The sequence below is a fragment of the Geodermatophilus sp. SYSU D00697 genome, from assembly GCF_054050175.1.
In genome coordinates this window covers 138,592-157,858 of record NZ_JBJGYV010000004.1, presented here as the reverse complement: position 1 = coordinate 157,858, position 19,267 = coordinate 138,592, and the positions used below count along the sequence as shown (strand labels likewise).

The following is a 19,267-nucleotide window of genomic DNA, read 5'->3' as shown; positions in this document are numbered from 1 at the left end:
AGGGGGTCGTCGCGATGGACGTCGCGTCCCCGGGGCCGCTCGCCGACCCGCTCGCCGACCCGCACCGCATCGCCGCCGCCCGCCGCCTCGCGGGCGAGGTGCCGGGGCCGGCTGCCTTCGACCGGCTCTCCGGTCTCGCGGCGCGGCTGCTGGGCACCGCGCACGCCAAGGTCACGCTCTTCACCGACGAGGACACCGTCATCGGTGGCCACGGCCTGCAGTCCGGGGTCGTCGGGGGGCCCGCGCTGCTCACGGGCGCGCTGTCGGCGCTGACCGTCCGCCAGGGGGCGCCGCTGGTCGTACCCGACGCCCGGTCGCGGCAGGACCTCGCCGGGCTGTCGGCGGTCACTTCCGGGCAGGTCGGCGCCTACCTTGGGGTGCCGCTGCTCGCGGCGTCCGGGTCGGTCGTCGGCGTCCTGGCGGTGTACGCCCCGGAGCCGCGGAGCTGGTCGGACGACGACACCGCGCTGCTGCAGGAGCTGGCCGCCTCGGTGGTGGCCGAGCTGGAGCTGTCGGCCGCCCGCTCGGCCGTGGGCGCCTCCTCGGCCCGGCTCGACGTCGCCCTCGAGGCCAGCTCGGTCGGCATCTGGGAGGTCGACCTGCGCCGGAGCACCATCGACTGGGACGAGCGCTGCGCGGCGATCTTCGGGTTCGACCGCACCGTGCGCATGTCCCTCGACCGGCTGTTCACCGAGCACGTGCACCCGGAGGACCGGGCGCGGGCCCAGGAGGTCATGCAGGCCGCCATCGACGCCCAGGCGCAGTACACCGTGGAGCTGCGGGTGCTGCGGGCCGGGGGCGAGGTGCGCTGGACGATCAGCCGCGGTCGGGTGCTCGCGGGGTCCGACGGCGAGGCGCACCGGATCCTCGGCACGGTCGTCGACGTCACCGAGACCCGGGAGCGGTCCGAGCGGGAGCTCGACGCCGTCCGCCGGGCCGCCGCCATCGCCGAGGTCGCCGCGGAGCTGGCCGGCGCCAACCGGATCACCCAGCTGGCCGAGATCGCGCTGCGCGCCGCCGGCGTGCTCGACGCGGAGTCGATCGGGCTGGCCGTCATCGACCCGCGTGACGACCGGCTGTACCTGCACCTGACCCGGCGGATCGTCGACACCGTCGCCAGCGAGGCCGACGTCCAGCTGCCGGCCGGCGGTGTCGAGACGCCGTGGGACGACGAGCTGCCCATCCAGTACGTCGCCCGGCACGGGGAGACGCTGCTGTTCACCGACGCGGCGGAGGCCGAGGCCCGCTTCCCGCGGATGACCGAGATCAACGCGGTGCTCGGCACCCGGGCGATGGCCGCGCTGCCGCTGCGGGTGGAGGGGCGGCTGATCGGCACCTTCATCGTCGTCTGGACCACCGACCACGAGTTCACCCGCTCCGACGTCGAACTGCTCGAGGGCCTGACCGCGCAGATCGCGCTGACCGCCTCGCGGCTGCAGGCCGACGCCGTCCGCGCCGACGCCGTCGCCGAGATGACCGCGGCCACGGCCCGGCTGCAGCTGCTCGCCGACGCGGGCCGGGTGCTGTCGGGCAGCCTGGAGATCACCCAGCAGATCGAGCAGCTCGCCGACCTCGTCGTCCCGACGCTGGCCGACTGGTGCTGGCTGGTGGTGACCGACGAGCAGGGCCGGCTGCAGGAGATGGCCTCGGCGCACAGCGACCCCGCCCTGCGCGCCGAGCTCGAGCTGTACGTGCACTCGATGGTCGCGGTGATGACCGACGAGGCGGCCGCCACGGTCGTCACCCGCACCGGCCGGCCGCTGGTGCTGCCGCGGATCGACCAGGAGCGGATCGAGCGGGCCATCCCCGAGCCGGCCACCCGCGAGCTGCTGGGCCGGCTGGGGCTGGACTCGGGGGTGATCGCCCCGCTGGTCGCCCGGGGGCAGACCCTGGGCGCCCTCGGCCTGTTCAACGGCGCCGCCCGCGGTGCGCACACCGCCCCCGAGGTCGAGACGGCGGTCGAGGTGGGCCGCCGGGCGGGCCTGGCCCTGCACCACGCCCGCCTGTACGGCCAGCAGCGGGCGCTCGCCCAGGCCCTCCAGCACAGCATGCTCACCGCGCCGCCCGAGCCCGACCACTGCCAGATCGTCGTGCGCTACGTGCCGGCGGCCGCGGGCGCGGAGATCGGCGGCGACTGGTACGACGCGTTCCTCGAGGCCGGAGGGGCCACGGTGCTGGCCATCGGCGACGTGGTCGGCCACGACAGCCGCGCCGCGGCGGAGATGGGCCAGCTGCGCGGCCTGCTGCGGGGCATCAGCTACGCCAGCGGAGCCCCGCCCGCGCAGGTGCTCGCGCAGCTCGACGCCGCGATCCGCGGGCTGGCGCTGGACACCATGGCCACCGCCCTGGTCGCCCGGCTGGAGCAGGACCACGCGGACCTGCGGGCCGGGTGCACCCGGCTGCGCTGGTCGAGCGCCGGCCACCCGCCGCCCGTCGTCGTCGGCCCCGACGGCCGGGTGCAGGTGCTCGACGGTGGCGCACCCGACCTGCTGCTGGGCGTGCGGCCCACGGCGCCGCGGCTGGACCGGGTGGCCGACCTGCCCGCGGGCAGCACGCTGTTCCTCTACACCGACGGGCTGGTCGAGCGCCGGGACCGCGATCTGGACACGGGCACCGCCGCCCTGGTCCGCGTGCTGCGGGAGCACGCCGGGCTGCCGCTCGCCGAGCTGTGCGACCGGGTGCTCGAGCAGCTGTTCCTCCCCGACGCACAGGACGACGTCGCGCTGCTCGCCGTCCGCCTGCACCCCCAGGACCGGCCGCGGCCGCCCGAGGCCGGCCCCCAGGTGGTGCCCGAGGGCATCCCGCCGGCCCCGCCGGTGCACCCCGAGGCCGGCGCCGACCGCTGACCGGGGCACGGCCCCCTCCCGGGCACCGCCCCGAGCGCGCGAGTCGGGTCCGCACTCAGGCGCGGTCGCGGCGGCGCAGCTTCGTCCCCCGCCAGGGGCGGGCGGCGCGGGCCCGGACCAGCCGGCTGCGGGCGCGTCCGGGCAGGTCCACGGCCACCGGTGCCTCCCAGCCGCGCCAGACCGAGAGCACCCGCAGGGTCGCGACGAGGACGATCACCACCGCCGCCACCGGGATCGGGCCCAGGTCCAGCGGCCCGGCCAGGACCGTGAGGACGGCGGCACCGAGCAGCGCGGCGACGGCGTTGTAGGGGCCGGGCTGGACGATCTCGGCCCGCTGGGCGAGCAGGATGTCGCGGATCATCGCGCCACCCACCGCCGTCACCGTGCCGACGAAGACCACCGACGCGCTGGGCAGGCCGGCGAGTTGGGCCTTCTGGGCGCCGATGACCGTGAAGAAGCCCAGGGTGACGGCGTCCAGGACGACGAGCAGGCCGGTCAGCCGCGACAGCCAGCCGGAGAAGTAGAACGTCACCATCGCGGTGATCGCCACGGTGGGCAGGTAGGCGGGGTTGGTCAGGGCCACCGGCGGGCCCTCGGCGAGCAGGACGTCGCGGATGAGCCCGCCACCGAGCCCGCCGCTGACCGCCAGCAACAGCACGCCGGAGACCGCGAACCCCTCCCGGGCGGCCAGCAGCCCGCCGGTCAGCGCCCCGACCACGATGGCGGCGAGGTCGACCGGGGCCGGCACGCGCAGCGTCTCGGCCGCCGCCGCGAGGATCTCCACGGCCGCGCATTCTCCCCGCGCCGACCCGCGGCGCCGACGGTGACAGGGGTGCCCGGCGTCACTAGCTTGCGAACGACCACCCCGTCGCGCACCTGGAGGCCGCCGTGCCCGTACGCCCGCCGGACGAGAACGAGGTGGCCGCGCTCGCGGCCAGCTACGGCATGAAGCCCACCGCCGAGGAGGTGGCCGCCTACACCCCGATCGTGGCGGCCTTCCTCAGCTCCTACGACGCGGTCGAGGAGCTCTACGCGCAGGTCGCCCCGCAGGCGCCCGCTGACCGGCCGAGCAGCAGGCCGGCGGACGCCGACAACCCGCTCGGCGCCTGGTACGTGACCACCGAGATCCGCGGCGCGGCCGAGGGCCCGCTGGCCGGGCGGACGGTGGCGGTCAAGGACAACGTGGCGGTGGCCGGCGTCCCGATGATGAACGGCTCGTACACCGTCGAGGGGTACGTGCCGGCCGAGGACGCCACCGTGGTCACCCGCCTGCTCGAGGCCGGGGCCACGGTCGTGGGCAAGGCGGTCTGCGAGGACCTCTGCTTCTCCGGTGGCAGCCACACCTCGGTCACCGGCCCGGTGCGCAACCCGTGGGACCCGTCCCGGACCACCGGGGGCAGCTCCAGCGGCAGCGCCGCGCTGGTCGCCGCCGGGGAGGTCGACCTCGCCGTCGGCGGGGACCAGGGCGGCTCGATCCGCATGCCCGCGGCCTTCAGCGGCATCGTCGGCCACAAGCCGACCCACGGCCTGGTGCCCTACACGGGTGCGTTCCCCATCGAGCTGACCCTCGACCACCTCGGCCCGATGACCCGCACCGTCGCCGACGCCGCGACCATGCTCGACGTCCTCGCCGGCCGCGACGGGGACGACCCGCGCCAGCCCGCCGACCTGGTGCCCCAGCAGTACGCGGCCGCGCTCGGCGGGGACGTGGCGGGGCTGCGGGTGGGCGTGGTCGCCGAGGGCTTCGGCTGGGCGGAGCTGTCCGAGGCCGGCGTCGACGACACCGTCCGCGCGGCCGCCGCCCGGCTGCGGGAGCCGGGCATCGAGGTGGTCGACGTCGACCTGCCGTGGCACCGGCACGCGCTGCACGTCTGGAACGTCATCGCCACCGACGGCGCGACGGTGCAGATGATCGAGGGCAACGGCTACGGGTGGAACTACGAGGGCCGCTACGACCCCGAGCTGGTCGCCCACTACGGCCGCCAGCGGCGCGAGGTGGTCGACCGGTGGTCGCCGACCGTCACCGCGGTGGCCCTGGCCGGGCGCTGGTCGCTGGAGCGGGAGCAGACGCGGCACTACGCGATGGCGCAGAACCTCGCCGCCGAGGTGCGCCGGCAGTACGACGCCGCGCTGGCCGACGTCGACCTGCTGGTGATGCCGACGGTGCCGATGGTCGCCCCGGAGATCCCCGCCCCGGACGACCCGCTGGAGACCCGGGTCGCCCGCGCGCTGGAGATGATCGTCAACTGCGCGCCCTTCGACGTGAGCGGGCACCCGGCGACCAGCGTCCCGGCCGGGCTCTCGCAGGGGCTGCCGGTCGGGATGATGCTGGTCGGCCGGCGCTTCGAGGACGCCACCTGTCTCACGGTGGCGCACGCCTTCGAGCAGCTGGCCGGCGGCTTCCCGCGCCCACCGGCCCGCTGACGCCCCGGCCGTGATCACCAGGCGGGTGGCTCCCCGACACGCCGTCGAGGGCAGCCACCCGCCTGGTGGCGTGCTGGAACGGCCCCTCTACAGGGTCCCGCCGCGAGCCTGCGAGTGGTGGGGGGCAGAGGGTCCTCCGGGGCAGAGGGTCCTCCCACTACTGGGCGGGCGGGATCTCCAGCGAGGTCGCCGTCCCCCGGCGCAGCGTGCCGTCGTGGGCGTGCATCGCCTCCTGCCGGCCCGGCTCCTCGCGCAGGATCGCCGCGGCCTTCCAGTCCTCGGGGATGGCGAAGCCGTCGACCAGCGTGACCATGTGCGGGCGCAGCTCCTTGAGCAGCGCGTTCACCGTGGCGGTCAGCGCCTTGGCGCGGGCCGGGGTGAGCCGGCCGTGCTCGAGGAACCAGCCCTTGTCGGCCTCGATGGTCCAGAGCGCGTAGAGGTCGCACACCCGGCCGAGCAGGGCGCGCGCACCCTCGTCGCCGGTCCGCTCGATGCCGGCGACGAAGGCCTCCAGCACGATCCGGTCGATGTGCGCCCGCGCCGCCGCGAGCGCGTGGTCCTGGACGTCGTTGAAGACGTCGAACGGGTCGGCGTCCTCGCGGGCGGCGCCCCCTCGCAGCCGGCGGATGGCGCTCTCGAGCAGGTGCTTCTCGCGGTCCTCGAACGCCTTCAGCTGCCAGCCGCGGTCGAGCAGGGGGACCTCGTCGTCCCGACCGGGGACGGCGTCGACCAGCCGGGCGATCAGCCCGCGGGCCGCCGTCCGCTCCAGCACGGTCTCGCGGACCATGTCGGCGACGAAGCCGACCTTGCCCCAGCCGTCCAGCGAACCGAAGGCGTCGCGGTAGCCGGTGAGCAGGCCCTTGGCGACCAGCTGCAGGAGGACGGTGTTGTCGCCCTCGAAGGTGGTGAAGACGTCGGTGTCGGCCTTGAGGTGCGGCAGTCGGTTCTCCTGCAGGTAGCCCGCCCCGCCGCAGGCCTCCCGGCACAGCTGGATGGTCCGGGTGGCGTGCCAGGTCTGCACCGCCTTGAGGCCGGCGGCGCGCGACTCCAGCTCCCGCTGGGCCCGCTCGTCCACCTCGTCCGCGCCCTGGACGTCGTGCATCGTCGAGACCAGTTCCTCCTGCGCGAAGGCGTACGCGTAGGTGGCGGCCAGGGCCGGCAGCAGCTTCCGCTGGTGCACGAGGTAGTCGTTGACGACGACCTCGCGGTCGGCGCCCGGCGCGGCGAACTGCCGGCGGACGTCGCCGTAGCGGACGGCGATGTCGAGGGCGAGCTTGGTCGCCGACGACGCGGAGCCACCGACGCTGACCCGGCCCCGTACGAGGGTGCCGAGCATGGTGAAGAAGCGGCGGGTCTCGTTCTCGATCGAGCTGGTGTAGGTGCCGTCCTCGGCGACCTGCCCGTAGCGGTCGAGCAGCATCTCCCGCGGCACGGACACGTGGTCGAAGGCCAGCCGGCCGTTGTCCACGCCGTTGAGCCCGGCCTTCGGGCCGTCGTCGGAGATGGTGACGCCGGGCATCGGGTTGCCCTGCTCGTCGCGGATCGGCACCAGCCAGGCGTGCACGCCGTGCCGCTCCCCGCGGGTGACCAGCTGCGCGAAGACCACCGCCATCCGGCCGTCCTGCGCCGCGTTGCCGATGTAGTCCTTGCGGGCGGCCTCGTGCGGGGTGTGCAGGTCGAAGGTCTGCGTCGCGGGGTCGTAGGTGCACGTCGTCCGCAGCTGCTGGACGTCGGAGCCGTGCCCGGTCTCGGTCATCGCGAAGCAGCCGGGCAGGTCGAAGCTCATGATGTCGGGCAGGAAGGCGTCGTGGTGGCGCTGCGTGCCGAGCAGCTGGACGGCGCCGCCGAACAGCCCCCACTGGACGCCGGCCTTGACCATGAGAGACAGGTCGACGAAGGCCAGCATCTCGACGGAGACCACCGAGCCGCCGGCGTCGTCCTCGCCGCCGTGCACCTTCGGGAAGCCGAGGCTGACCCGGCCCGACCCGGCGAGCACCCGCGCCATCCGGGTCACCCGCTCCCGGGCCTCGCGGACGGACTCCCCGTACACCGGCAGCATCCCCGGCTCGTGCAGGTTCTCGCGGGCGTCGCGGCGCACGTGCGCCCATCGCCCGTCGAGCGCCTCGGTCAGCGCCGTCGGGTCGACGCTGGTGGGGAGAGCGGTCGTCACGGTTCCTCCTTGCGGGTCACCACGCCGGAGAGCCCGGCCCAGGCGAGATCGGTGAGGTGGGCGGCGAGGTCGGCCCGGGGCATGGGCCGGTCGGCCTGCAACCACCAGTCGGCGGCGGAACGGACCAGCCCGACCAGGCCGTGGCCCCACGGCTGGGCCGCCGACGGGTCGCGGCCGGCCCGCTCCAGGGCGTCGGCGACCAGCGCCGCGGCCTGGTCGCCCACCAGGTGGGAGAGGGTGCTGATCGGGTCGGTGGCCACCGGCCGGTCCACCAGCGGGTGCGAGACGACGAACCGGTACACCTCGGGATCGGCCTCGAGGAACGCCAGGTAGGTCTCGACGGCGGTGGCGACCATCTGCCGCGGCTCGTCGGTGCTGGTCACGGCCTCCCGCAGCTTGGCGGTGAGGTGCCCGGCCACGCGGGCGCAGACGGCGACGTGCAGTTCGGTGCGGTCGGCGAAGTGCCGGTAGACGACGGTCTTGCTGGTGCCGGCCGCCGCGGCGATCTCGTCCATGCCGACGCCGGCGCCGTGCCGGCCGACCGCGGCGAGCGTGGCGTCGACCAGCTGCTCGCGACGGGCGCGGCGGTGCTCGTCCCAGCGCGAGTCGCGCCGGTCCCGCCGGGCAGCCGTCCGTTTCACGGTACGGACGGTACCTGATACCGTCGGTCCCGCACACTGGGGGAGACGCCCCCCACGACCCCGGGAGGTCCCCGATGGCTCCGCAGACCCGCAAGGCCGCGATCGTCGGCGGCAACCGCATCCCCTTCGCCCGGTCCAACTCCGCCTACGCGCAGGCCTCCAACCAGGACATGCTCACCGCGACGCTGGACGGACTGGTCGCGCGGCTCGGCCTGCAGGACGTCCGGCTGGGGGAGGTCGTCGCCGGCGCCGTCCTCAAGCACGCGCGGGACTTCAACCTGACCCGGGAGTCCGTGCTCGGCTCCCGGCTGTCGGCCGCCACCCCCGCCTACGACGTCCAGCAGGCGTGCGGCACCGGTCTGGAGGCGGCGATCCTCGTCGCCAACAAGATCGCCCTCGGCCAGATCGAGTCGGGCATCGCCGGCGGCGTCGACACCACCTCCGACGCCCCGCTGGCGATCAACGACGAGATGCGCCGCGCGCTGATCGCGCTCAGCAACGCGAAGACGCTCCGGCAGCGCCTGGAGGCCCTCGCGGGCGTGCGCCCGGGGATGTTCGTCCCCGAGGCGCCGCGCAACGCCGAGCCGCGCACCGGCCTCGCGATGGGCGACCACGCGGCTCTCACCTCCGCCCAGTGGGACATCGGCCGCGAGGAGCAGGACGAGTTGGCCGTCCGCTCGCACCGCAACCTCGCCGCCGCCTACGACCGCGGCTTCTTCGACGACCTGGTCACCCCCTACCTCGGGCTGACCCGCGACCAGAACCTGCGGCCGGACAGCTCGGTGGAGAAGCTCGCGACCCTGAAGCCGGTGTTCGGCGGCGAGAACGGGACGATGACCGCGGGCAACTCCACGCCGCTCACCGACGGCGCCTCGGCGGTGCTGCTGGCCTCCGACGAGTGGGCCGCCGCGCGCGGGCTGCCGGTGCTCGCCCACCTCGTCGACGCCCAGACCGCCGCGGTCGACCACGTGCACGGCGGCGAGGGCCTGCTGATGGCGCCGGCCTACGCCGTCCCGGTGCTGCTGGCCCGCAACGGCCTGACCCTGCAGGACTTCGACTTCTACGAGATCCACGAGGCGTTCGCGTCCACCGTGCTCGCGACGCTCAAGGCCTGGGAGGACCCGGCGTTCTGCAAGGAGCGGCTGGGCCTGGATGCGCCGCTGGGCGCCATCGACCGGTCGAAGCTCAACGTCAACGGCTCGTCGCTCGCGGCCGGGCACCCGTTCGCCGCCACCGGCGGCCGCATCGTCGCGACCCTGGCGAAGCTGCTGCACGAGGCCGGCCCGGGCAAGCGCGGCCTGATCTCCATCTGCGCGGCCGGCGGCCAGGGCGTCGTCGCCATCCTCGAGTCCTGAAGGAGCACCCCGTGAGCGACTGGTACCGCGACTTCGCCAACTCCGGCCCGGGAACGGCCATCACCCGGCAGCTCGGGCTGCCCCGGCCCGCCGTCCTCCGCCGCCACGAGCCCGGCGCGCCACTGCTGCCCGGGCCGGCGCTGGTCGGGACGGCGGGGGAGGGCCGGCTGGCCAAGCACCTGACCGGGCTCCTCGAGGACGCCGGCGTGCCCGTGCTGCCGGGGGTGGGCGACGACGGCGGGCGGCTGGGCGCCGTCCTGCTCGACGCCACCGGCCTCACCGGGCCGGCCGACCTGGCCGCCGCGCACGCCGTCCTCGCCCCGGCGGTCAAGCGCCTGGGCCCGTCGGGCCGGGTGCTGGTGCTGGCCGACCCGCCGGCCGCCGCAACCGACCCGGCTGCCGCCGCCGCCCGGCAGGCGGTGGAGGGACTGGTCCGTTCCCTCGCCAAGGAGCTGCGCAACGGGGCGACGGCGAACCTGCTGTACGTGCCCGAGGGGGCCGAGGCCGGGGTCGACAGCCCGGTCCGCTTCTTCCTCTCCGGCCGGTCGGCCTACGTCGACGGCCAGGTGGTCACGCTGACGCCCGCCGCCGTGCCCGAGGGCCAGGACGAGCAGCGGCCGCTGGCCGGCCGGGTCGCCGTCGTCACCGGAGCCGCCCGCGGCATCGGCGCGGCGATCGCCCGGGTGGTCGCCCGCGACGGCGCGCACGTGGTCGCCGTCGACGTCCCCGCCGCCGGGCAGGCCCTCGCCGAGGTGGCCAACGAGGTCGGCGGGACCGCGCTCCAGCTCGACATCACCGCGCCGGACGCGGCGCAGCGGCTGATCGCGCACCTGCGTGAGCGGCACGGGGGTGTCGACGTCGTCGTCCACAACGCCGGCATCACCCGGGACAAGCTGCTGGTCAACATGGACGCCGACCGCTGGGACGCGGTGATGGCGGTCAACCTGCAGGCCCAGCTGGACCTCACCCGGGCCCTGCTGGACGCCGAGGGCGTGCTGCGGCCCGGCGCGCGGGTGGTGGCGGTGAGCTCCCAGTCCGGGATCGCCGGCAACCGCGGGCAGGCCAACTACGCGGCGTCCAAGGCCGGGGTGATCGGGATGGTCCGCGCGTGGGCGCCGGCGTTCGCCGAGCGCGGCGCGACGATCAACGCCGTCGCCCCCGGGTTCATCGTCACCGAGATGACCGCGCGGATGCCCTTCGGCACCAGGGAGATCGGGTCGCGGATCAACTCGCTGCAGCAGGGCGGCCTGCCGGTCGACGTCGCCGAGACCATCGCCTGGCTCGCGCAGCCGGCCAGTGCCGGCGTCAACGGCCAGGTCGTGCGGGTCTGCGGCCAGTCGATGCTGGGGGCGTGATGGCGACCGGACCGGAGCAGCCGCCCAGCCTGCCGGCGCTGTTCGCCCGGGCCGCGCTGACCGCGCGCGGCCGGGGCGGCGACCTGCCCGACACCCGGCTGGCGCGCCCCGGCGTGGCGGTGGACCCCGCTGCCGTCGCCGCCTACGCGCGGGTCTGCGCCTTCCCGCTGACCGACGCGCTACCGGCCACCTACCCACACGTGCTCACCTTCCCGCTGCAGGTCGCGCTCATGGCCGACCGCGCCTTCCCGCTGGCCCTGCCCGGCCTGGTGCACGTGCGGAACCGGATCGACGTGCTGCGCCCGATCGGGCCGGGGGAGACCCTCGACCTCCAGGTCTGGGCCGAGCGGTTCGCCCGGCACCGCAGCGGGGCGACGGTCGACCTGTGCGCGTCGGTCGCCGCGGGCGGCGCGGAGGTGTGGCGCGGCCGGTCGACGTACCTCTCGCGCGGGGCCAGCGCGCCGGACGGCGCCCCGGACGCCGACCTCGACGTGGCCGTGGGGGCTCTCCCCGAGGGGGCGATCCGCTGGCGGGTGCCCGACGACACCGGACGCCGCTACGCCAGGGTCTCCGGCGACGTGAACCCCATCCACCTGTCCGGGCTGACCGCGAAGGCCTTCGGCTTCAAGCGGGCGATCGTGCACGGCATGTGGGTCGAGGCGCGGGCGTTGGCGGCGCTGTCGGGCCGGCTGCCCGAGGCCCTGACCGTCGACGTGGCGTTCAAGAAGCCGCTGTTCCTGCCCTCGACGGTCAGCCTGGCCACCGCTCCGGTCGACGGCGGCTGGGACCTCGCGGTCCGCAACCCGACGTCCGGTGCCGACCACCTGCTGGGGACCGTCCGGCCGCTGTGAGTCCCCGGCCCTGATCAGGTGACCTGATCGTCGCGCGTCCTCCCTCACGGTGGGCGGTGGGGGAGGACGCGCTGCGGTGGGGGAGGACGCGCTGCGAGACGGCAGCGTCTCCGGTGTGCTGGGGGCGTGGACCGGACCGACCCGACCGAGCACCCCCGCCCGCTGCTGCGCCGTCCGTGGACGTCGCTGGAGGGGGAGTGGGAGTTCGCCGGCGACCCCGACCGCGCCGGCACCCCCGGCAGCGTCGCCTTCGACCGGCTCGTCCGGGTGCCCTACGCGCCCGAGACCCCGGCCAGCGGCGTCGCCTGGCAGGGGCCGCTGCGCCGCGCCTGGTACCGCCGGCCGCTGCCCGCGGCGGGCGGCGACCGCCGCACCGTGCTGCACCTCGGCGCGGTCGACCGGGTGTGCGACGTCTGGGTCGGCGGCACCCACGTGGCGCACCACGAGGGCGGCTACACGCCCTTCGCCGTCGACGTCACCGACGCCCTGGGGGAGGGCGCGGACCTCGTGGTCCGGGCCGACGACGACCCGGACGACCTCGAGGCGCCGCGCGGCAAGCAGGAGTGGCGGGACGAGCCGCACGACATCTGGTACCCCCGCACCACGGGCATCTGGCGCACCCCGTGGGTCGAGCACGTGTCGGCGCGGCACATCGCCGACGTCCAGTGGCGGGCCGACCCGCTGACCCTCCGCGTCGACGTCCGGGTGGAGCTCGCCGTCCCCGTGACCGGCGCCCGGCTGCACCTGCGGCTGCGGTCCGGCGACCGGCTGCTGGCCGACGACGCCGTCCGGGTCGACGGGGCCGTCGTCGAACGCACCGTGCAGGTGGGGGACGGCGGCTTCGACGACCGCTGGGGCCTGCTCTGGGAGCCCGGGAACGGCCGGCTGCTGGACGCCGAGCTCGCGCTCGTCGCCGACGACGGCGAGGTGCTCGACGAGGTGGAGAGCTACACGGCGCTGCGGTCGGTCGGCGTCGAGGACGGGCAGTTCCTGGTCAACGGCCGACCGACCCGGCTGCGGCTGGTCCTCGACCAGGGGTACTGGCCGCAGACCGGTGCCACGCCGCCGGACGTCGCCGCGCTCCGGCGCGACCTCGAGCTGACCCGGGCACTGGGCTTCACCGGCGCGCGCAAGCACCAGAAGACCGAGGACCCTCGCTACCTCGCGCTCGCCGACCGGATGGGGCTGCTGGTCTGGGCGGAGATGCCCTCGGCGCACCGCCCCGGGCCGACCGCCACCGCCCGCCTGCTGCGGGAGTGGCCGGACGTCGTCGCCGCGCACCGGGGCCACCCGAGTGTCGTCGCGTGGGTGCCGCTCAACGAGTCCTGGGGCGTGCAGGAGGCCGAGACCGATCGGCGGCAGCGGGCGCTGATCGAGGCGCTGGCCGCCGTCGCGGACGCGCAGGACGGCACGCGGCCGGTCTCGGCCAACGACGGCTGGGAGACCCTCGGCGGCGACGTGCTCGGCATCCACGACTACGGGCAGGACCCCGATGAGCTGGCCGCGCGGTACCGGACGCGGGTCGACCTCGAGCGGCTGGCGACCACCCGCCGTCCCGACGGGCACCTGGCCGACCTCGACCGCGCCGGGACCGGGGGCCGTGCCGTCGTCCTGTCGGAGTTCGGCGGGGTGGCCCTTCGTGACACCACCGACGACGGCCGCGGCTGGGGCTACGCCGAGGCCCGCTCGCCCGAGGACCTGCTGACCCGCTACCGGGAGCAGTGGGCCGCCGTCCACGCGAGCGAGGCGCTCGCCGGCGCCTGCTGGACCCAGCTCACCGACACCTACCAGGAGGTCAACGGGCTGCTGACCATGGACCGGGTGCCCAAGTGCGACCCCGAGGTCCTGCGCCGGGCGACCCTCGGTCAGGACTGACCCTCGCGCGACCGGGTCGTCGCGTGACGGAGCGGTAACGATCACGGAACCGACCTGCGAGGTCGGGCGGACGGGGCCAGGGTCGGGAGCAGGCCGTCGCTCCCGAGCCCGCCCGGAGGTCCCCGTGCGCAGCAACCGACTCCTGCCCCTGCTCGCCGCCGGCGCGCTCGTGCTCAGCGCCTGCGGCGGCGGCGAGAGCGTCGACACCGGCGGAGGTGGCGGGGGCGGCGGCGGCGACAACGTGCTCGTGGCCGCGGTGGCCGCCCAACCGGACCAGTTCGACCCGCACAAGACCACGGCGTACCCCAGCTTCCAGGTGCTGGAGAACGTCTACGACACCCTCGTGGTCCCCAACCCCGAGGACCTCACGATGGAGCCGAGCCTGGCGACGGAGTGGGAGACCAGCGAGGACGGCCTGACCTGGACGTTCACGCTCCGGGACGGCGTCACCTTCCACGACGGCAGCGAGTTCGACTCCGCCGACGTCGTCTACTCCTACCGGCGGATCATCGACGAGGAGCTCGCCAACGCCTACCGGTTCGCCAGCGTCACCGCCGTCGAGGCGCCCGACCCGCAGACCGTGGTGATCCGGCTCAGCCAGCCGACGCCGAACCTGCTCGAGCGGATCGGCTCCTTCAAGGGCATGTCGATCCTGCCCGAGGGAGCGGCCGACCAGGTCGACCTGGCCACCGAGGCGGTCGGGACCGGGCCGTTCCGGCTGGAGAGCTCCGACGCGAGCAGCACGGTGCTCACCGCCTACGAGGACCACTGGGGCGGGGCGCCCAGCATCGACGGCGTCGAGTTCCGCTACATCACCGAGCCGGCCGCCGCGCTCACCGCGCTGCAGAACGGCGAGGTCCAGTGGACCGACAACATCCCGCCGCAGCAGATCGAGTCCCTGGAGGGCGACGACTCCCTCGAGCTGCAGACGACGCCGAGCGTCGACTACTGGTACATGTCGATGAACTACGCCCGCCCGCCGTTCGACAACCGCGACGTCCGGCGCGCGATCTCCTTCGCCGTCGACCGCGCGGCGGTCGCCGAGGCGGCGTGGTTCGGCGCGGCCCAGCCCAACCAGACGGCCATCCCGCAGGACAGCTTCTTCTACTACGACTACGCCCCGTTCCAGCGCGACCCCGAGCAGGCGCGGCAGCTGCTGGCGCAGGCCGGCGTACAGACCCCGCTGACGATGGGCCTGATGGTCACCGACGAGTTCCCCGAGACGGTCACCGCGGCCCAGGTGATCGCCAGCCAACTCGAGGAGGTGGGCATCACCGTCGAGATCGAGACCCTGGACTTCGCCACCTGGCTCGACCGGCAGGGCCAGGGCGACTTCGACGCCTTCCTGCTGGGCTGGCTGGGCAACCTCGACCCGGCCGCCTACTACCAGGAGCAGCACGTCACCGGTGGGTCGAACAACTACCAGGGGTACAGCAACCCGCAGGTCGACCAGCTGCTGCAGCAGGGCGCCACCCTGGCCGACCAGGAAGCCCGCAAGCAGGCCTACGACCAGGCCGCGCAGCTCATCGTCGACGACGTCTCCTACCTGTACCTGTACAACCCCGACGTGGTGCAGGGCTGGGCGCCCGGCCTGGCGGGCTACCAGATCCGGGCGGACAAGGCGATCAACTTCGAGAACGTGGAGCTGCCCTGACCGGCTACCTGCTCCGCCGCACCGGTCAGTCGGTGGTGGTGCTGGCGGGGGTGAGCGTGATCGTGTTCGCCCTGGTCCACCTGGTCCCGGGCGACCCGGTCCGGCTCGCGCTGGGCACCCGGTTCGACCAGGAGACCTACGACGCGCTGCGGGCGCGCGCCGGCCTGGACCAGCCGCTGGTCGAGCAGTTCTTCGGCTGGTTCGGCCGGGCGCTCACCGGTGACCTGGGGGTGAGCTTCCGCAGCGGGGAGACGGTCACCTCGCTCATCGCCGAGCGGCTGCCGGCGACGCTCACCCTGGCGTTCGCCTCGATCCTGGTCGCGCTGGCGATCGCCGTCCCGCTGGGGACGCTCTCGGCGCTGCGGCCCCGGTCGGTCGTCGACCGGGTCGCCACGGTGCTCAGCCAGATCGGCATCTCGGTGCCGGAGTTCTGGATGGCGATCGTGCTCATCCTGGTCTTCGCCGGGACGCTGGGCTGGCTGCCCTCGGGCGGCTACGTCCCGCTGAGCGAGGACCCGCTCGGCTGGCTGGAGCGGCTGGTGATGCCGGCGGTGGTCACCGGCGTGGTGTCCGGCTCGGTGATCACCCGGTTCGTGCGCTCCAGCGTGCTGGAGGCGCTGGGTGCCGACCACGTCCGGACGGCGCAGGCCAAGGGGCTGCCCACCCGGCAGGTCTTCGGCTGGCACGTGCTGCGGAACGCGCTGCTCCCGCTGGTCACCATCACCGGCGTCCAGCTGGCCTACCTGCTCTCCGGCGTGGTCGTGGTGGAGATCGTCTTCGCCTGGCCGGGGCTGGGGCAGCTCGCCCTGCAGGCGGTCCAGGCCCGCGACTACCCGGTCCTCCAGGGGGCGATCCTGCTGTTCGCGGTGGTGTTCCTGGTGATCAACCTGGTGGTGGACCTGCTCTACACCGCCATCGACCCGCGGATCCGCCGATGACACACACCCGAGGCCTGCTGTCGATGACACCCAGCCGGGTCCTGCCCACCACACCCAGCCGGGTCCTGCTGCCCACCCCACACAGCCGGGTCCTGCTGCCCACTCCACCCAGCCGGGTCCTGCTGCCATGACCGGCGCATCCCTGCCCGAGCCCGCCGTCTCCCCGACCGCCACCGACGCCGGCGTCCCCTCGCTCCAGCGCCCCGCCCGGCCGCGGTGGCGGGAGACCCTGGGACTGCTGGCCCGCAACCCCACGGCTGCCATCGCGGCCACCGTGCTGCTGCTGATCATCCTGATGGCGGTCTTCGACGAGACCGTGGCGCCCAGCGCGGCCAACGAGATCGACGTCGAGAACCGGCTCCAGCCGCCCAGCATCGACCACCCGTTCGGCACCGACGACCTGGGCCGGGACATCCTCAGCCGCGTCGTCCTCGGCGCGGCGGTCTCGCTGCGGGTGGGGTTCCTGGCGGTCGCGTTCGCGCTGGTCGTCGGCAGCCTCATCGGGCTGCTGGCCGGTTTCTACGGCCGCTGGGTGGACGACGTCCTCATGCGGTCCATGGACATCCTGTTCGCCTTCCCGGCGGTGCTCCTGGCGATCGCGGTGCTCGCCGTCCGTGGCCCGGGGGCCGGCAACACGGCCCTGGCCATCGGGGTCGTCTACATCCCGGTGTTCGCCCGGGTCACCCGCGCCAGCGTGCTCGGCGTCCGCGAGGAGGTGTACGTGCGGGCTTCCCGGTCGGTGGGCGCCTCGGACTTCCGGCTGCTCACCCGGCACGTGCTGCCCAACGCGGCGCCGCCGATCATCGTGCAGACCTCGATCAGCCTGGCGTTCGCCGTCCTCGCCGAGGCGGCGCTGTCCTTCCTCGGGCTGGGCACCCAGCCACCCAACCCGTCCTGGGGGCTGATGCTCGCCGAGGGCCGCGGGTTCATCGACATCGCGTGGTGGCTGGCGTTCTTCCCGGGCATGGCCATCTTCGTGACGGTGCTCTGCTTCAACCTGCTGGGCGACGGGCTGCGCGACGTGCTCGACCCGCGGCAGCGGACGCTCATGGCGGGGGGCGGGCGGTGAGCGACTCCGTCGTCCGGCCGGCTCCGCCGGGCGGGAGCCAACCAGTGGAGTCGATGACGGCTCCGGTGCTGGAGGTCGACGACCTCCGGGTGGACCTGCGGACGCCGCGCGGCACGGCGCACGTCGTCAACGGGCTCAGCTACAGCGTCGGGCAGGGCGAGACCGTGGCCGTGGTGGGCGAGTCGGGCAGCGGCAAGAGCGTCTCGGTCCTGGCGCTGCTCGGGCTGCTGCCGCCGCGGGTCGCCACGGTCACCGGGCAGGCGCTGCTGCACGGGGAGGACCTGCTCACCATGCGCCCCGAGCGGCTGCGCGAGGTGCGCGGACCGGGCGTGGGGATGGTCTTCCAGGACCCGATGACCTCGCTCAACCCCGTTCTCACCGTGGGCCGGCAGCTGGTCGAGGGCATCCGGGCACACGACGACGTCTCCAAGGCGGCGGCCCGCGAGCGGGCGGCCGAGCTGCTCGCCGAGGTCGGCCTGCCCGACCCGCGGCGGGCGCTGGACCGCTATCCGCACGAGCTCTCCGGCGGCATGCGGCAGCGGGTGATGATTGCCATCGCCCTGAGCAACTCGCCGGCGCTGCTCATCGCCGACGAGGCCACCACCGCCCTCGACGTCACCGTGCAGGCGCAGATCCTCGACCTGGTCGAGGAGCTGCAGGCCGAGCACGGCACCGGCGTCGTCTGGATCACCCACGACCTGGGCGTCGTCGCGGGGATCGCCGACCGGGTGCTGGTCATGTACGGCGGCCGTTGCGTGGAGGACGGCACGGTGGACGACGTCCTCGAGCGCCCCGCCCACCCCTACACGCGTGGGCTGCTCGGCGCGCTGCCCGACCTGAGCGCGGCGGACGGCGGCGAGCTGGCCACCGTGCCGGGTGTGCCGCCCGCGCCGACCGACCTCCCGCCGGGCTGCGTCTTCTGGCCGCGCTGTCCGGTGCGGGCGGACCCCCGCTGCGCGACCGAGCAGCCCCCGCTGGCAGTCGTCGGCCCGTCGGCGGGGCTCCTGCCGCACCGGGCCGCGACGTGGTGTTCGGAGGGCCGATGAGCTCTGACGACGTCCTGGTCTCCGCGCGCGGGCTGGAGGTGCACTTCCCGGTCCGCTCCGGTGGCGCGCTGCGGCGGACCACCGGGGTGCTGCGCGCGGTCGACGGCGTGGACCTCGACGTGTACCGCGGCGAGACACTGGGGCTGGTGGGGGAGTCCGGCTGCGGGAAGTCCACCCTGGGCAACGCGCTGCTCCGGCTGGTGCCCTCCACCGGCGGGTGGGTCACCTTCGACGGCATCGACGTCACCGCGCTGGGCAAGCGCGGCCTGCGCGACCTGCGCCGGCGGGCCGGGATGGTGTTCCAGGACCCGTTCGCCTCGCTGGACCCCCGCCGGACGGTGGCGCAGACGGTGTCCGAGCCGCTGGAGGTGCACGGCCTGCACGGCGGCCGGCGGGAGCGGGCCCAGCGGGTCGCCGAGCTGCTGGAGCTGGTGGGCCTGGACCCCGCCGTCGCCGGCCGCTATCCGCACGAGTTCTCCGGCGGCCAGCGGCAGCGCGTCGGCATCGCCCGCGCGCTGGCCGGGGAACCGGACTTCCTGGTCTGCGACGAGGCGATCGCCTCCCTCGACGTCAGCGTGCAGGCGCAGGTGCTCAACCTGCTGCGCCGGCTGCAGCGGCAACTCGGGCTGACCCTGCTGTTCATCTCGCACGACCTGTCCGCCGTCCGGCACGTCTCCGACCGGATCGCGGTCATGTACCTGGGCCGGATCGTCGAGGTCGGGCCGGCGTCGGCCGTCGGTTCGGACCCGCAGATGCCCTACACGCAGGCGCTGCTGTCCGCCGTCCCGGTGCCGCACCCGGAGCTGGAGCGCTCCCGTCGGCGGATCGTGCTCACGGGCGACGTCCCCTCGCCGGCGGACGTGCCCAGCGGTTGCCGGTTCCGCACCCGCTGCCCGTACGCGTTCGAGCCGTGCCCGGACGTCGACCCCGCGCTGCAGCCGGCCGGTGCGGCCGGGCAGCTGGCGGCCTGCCACCTGCACGGGGTGGTCGGGACGCCGGTCGAGCGCGAGGAGGTCCCGGCCTCGGCCGAGTGAGGCCTGGCT

The 19,267-nt window shown here is 74.9% G+C and carries 15 protein-coding genes; 12 read left to right on the top strand and 3 right to left on the bottom strand.

Annotation, left to right across the window (positions count from 1 at the left end):
- Nucleotides 1-14: 14 nt before the first annotated feature.
- Complete coding sequence (locus ACI79C_RS05715; RefSeq protein ID WP_456944657.1) at nt 15-2,846, top strand: SpoIIE family protein phosphatase; 2,832 nt, start codon at nt 15-17, stop codon at nt 2,844-2,846.
- Nucleotides 2,847-2,901: 55 nt separating this feature from the next.
- Here the strand turns inward: ACI79C_RS05715 and ACI79C_RS05710 are convergent, their stop codons facing one another.
- Nucleotides 2,902-3,630, bottom strand: coding sequence for a trimeric intracellular cation channel family protein (locus ACI79C_RS05710; protein ID WP_456944656.1), 729 nt, complete (start codon nt 3,628-3,630; stop codon nt 2,902-2,904).
- A gap of 104 nt (nt 3,631-3,734) precedes the next feature.
- Here ACI79C_RS05710 and ACI79C_RS05705 point away from each other — a divergent pair, with 104 nt between their 5' ends.
- On the top strand, nt 3,735-5,270 hold the full coding sequence (locus ACI79C_RS05705; protein WP_456944655.1) for an amidase: 1,536 nt from the start codon (nt 3,735-3,737) through the stop codon (nt 5,268-5,270).
- 157 nt (nt 5,271-5,427) lie between these two features.
- Here ACI79C_RS05705 and ACI79C_RS05700 read toward each other — a convergent pair whose 3' ends face one another.
- Complete coding sequence (locus ACI79C_RS05700) at nt 5,428-7,440, bottom strand: acyl-CoA dehydrogenase family protein (protein ID WP_456944654.1); 2,013 nt, start codon at nt 7,438-7,440, stop codon at nt 5,428-5,430.
- A complete protein-coding gene (locus tag ACI79C_RS05695) occupies nt 7,437-8,081 on the bottom strand; it encodes a TetR family transcriptional regulator (protein ID WP_456944653.1) in 645 nt (214 codons plus the stop codon). The genes ACI79C_RS05700 and ACI79C_RS05695 overlap by 4 nt, the downstream gene beginning before the upstream one ends.
- A 74-nt stretch (nt 8,082-8,155) precedes the next feature.
- Between ACI79C_RS05695 and ACI79C_RS05690 the strand changes: the two genes are divergently transcribed.
- The 10 genes from ACI79C_RS05690 to ACI79C_RS05645 all read left to right on the top strand — a co-directional run bounded on the left by ACI79C_RS05690 (nt 8,156) and on the right by ACI79C_RS05645 (nt 19,258).
- On the top strand, nt 8,156-9,436 hold the full coding sequence (locus ACI79C_RS05690) for an acetyl-CoA C-acetyltransferase (RefSeq protein ID WP_456944652.1): 1,281 nt from the start codon (nt 8,156-8,158) through the stop codon (nt 9,434-9,436).
- A gap of 11 nt (nt 9,437-9,447) precedes the next feature.
- A complete protein-coding gene (locus ACI79C_RS05685; protein ID WP_456944651.1) occupies nt 9,448-10,791 on the top strand; it encodes a 3-oxoacyl-ACP reductase in 1,344 nt (447 codons plus the stop codon).
- Complete coding sequence (locus ACI79C_RS05680) at nt 10,791-11,642, top strand: MaoC family dehydratase (protein ID WP_456944650.1); 852 nt, start codon at nt 10,791-10,793, stop codon at nt 11,640-11,642. The genes ACI79C_RS05685 and ACI79C_RS05680 overlap by 1 nt, the downstream gene beginning before the upstream one ends.
- Before the next feature lie 126 nt (nt 11,643-11,768).
- The gene (locus ACI79C_RS05675) at nt 11,769-13,517 is read left to right on the top strand and encodes a glycoside hydrolase family 2 protein (protein ID WP_456944649.1); all 1,749 of its coding nucleotides are present in this window, start codon (nt 11,769-11,771) and stop codon (nt 13,515-13,517) included.
- Nucleotides 13,518-13,641: 124 nt separating this feature from the next.
- The gene (locus ACI79C_RS05670) at nt 13,642-15,171 is read left to right on the top strand and encodes an ABC transporter substrate-binding protein (protein WP_456944648.1); all 1,530 of its coding nucleotides are present in this window, start codon (nt 13,642-13,644) and stop codon (nt 15,169-15,171) included.
- Nucleotides 15,168-16,109 (top strand): ABC transporter permease, encoded by a 942-nt coding sequence (locus tag ACI79C_RS05665; RefSeq protein WP_456944770.1) that lies wholly within the window; start codon nt 15,168-15,170, stop codon nt 16,107-16,109. The genes ACI79C_RS05670 and ACI79C_RS05665 overlap by 4 nt, the downstream gene beginning before the upstream one ends.
- Nucleotides 16,106-16,240: a hypothetical protein gene (locus tag ACI79C_RS05660; RefSeq protein WP_456944647.1), complete on the top strand. Its 135-nt coding sequence runs from the start codon at nt 16,106-16,108 to the stop codon at nt 16,238-16,240. The genes ACI79C_RS05665 and ACI79C_RS05660 overlap by 4 nt, the downstream gene beginning before the upstream one ends.
- On the top strand, nt 16,237-17,178 hold the full coding sequence (locus tag ACI79C_RS05655; RefSeq protein WP_456944646.1) for an ABC transporter permease: 942 nt from the start codon (nt 16,237-16,239) through the stop codon (nt 17,176-17,178). The genes ACI79C_RS05660 and ACI79C_RS05655 overlap by 4 nt, the downstream gene beginning before the upstream one ends.
- A 53-nt stretch (nt 17,179-17,231) precedes the next feature.
- On the top strand, nt 17,232-18,224 hold the full coding sequence (locus ACI79C_RS05650; RefSeq protein WP_456944645.1) for an ABC transporter ATP-binding protein: 993 nt from the start codon (nt 17,232-17,234) through the stop codon (nt 18,222-18,224).
- Nucleotides 18,221-19,258 carry an ABC transporter ATP-binding protein gene (locus tag ACI79C_RS05645; RefSeq protein ID WP_456944644.1) on the top strand — a complete coding sequence of 346 codons (1,038 nt, stop codon included), beginning with the start codon at nt 18,221-18,223 and terminating at the stop codon, nt 19,256-19,258. Before ACI79C_RS05650 ends, ACI79C_RS05645 begins: the two co-directional genes overlap by 4 nt.
- Nucleotides 19,259-19,267 lie beyond the last annotated feature (9 nt).

Excerpts from the sequence above, each read along its gene's own strand:
- ACI79C_RS05645 (WP_456944644.1), top strand. The coding sequence starts at position 18,221 with ATGAGCTCTGACGACGTCCTGGTCTCCGCGCGCGGGCTGGAGGTGCAC.
- ACI79C_RS05680 (WP_456944650.1), top strand. The coding sequence starts at position 10,791 with ATGGCGACCGGACCGGAGCAGCCGCCCAGCCTGCCGGCGCTGTTCGCC.
- ACI79C_RS05690 (WP_456944652.1), top strand. The coding sequence starts at position 8,156 with ATGGCTCCGCAGACCCGCAAGGCCGCGATCGTCGGCGGCAACCGCATC.
- ACI79C_RS05655 (WP_456944646.1), top strand. The coding sequence starts at position 16,237 with ATGACCGGCGCATCCCTGCCCGAGCCCGCCGTCTCCCCGACCGCCACC.
- ACI79C_RS05650 (WP_456944645.1), top strand. The coding sequence starts at position 17,232 with ATGACGGCTCCGGTGCTGGAGGTCGACGACCTCCGGGTGGACCTGCGG.
- ACI79C_RS05715 (WP_456944657.1), top strand. The coding sequence starts at position 15 with ATGGACGTCGCGTCCCCGGGGCCGCTCGCCGACCCGCTCGCCGACCCG.
- ACI79C_RS05660 (WP_456944647.1), top strand. The coding sequence starts at position 16,106 with ATGACACACACCCGAGGCCTGCTGTCGATGACACCCAGCCGGGTCCTG.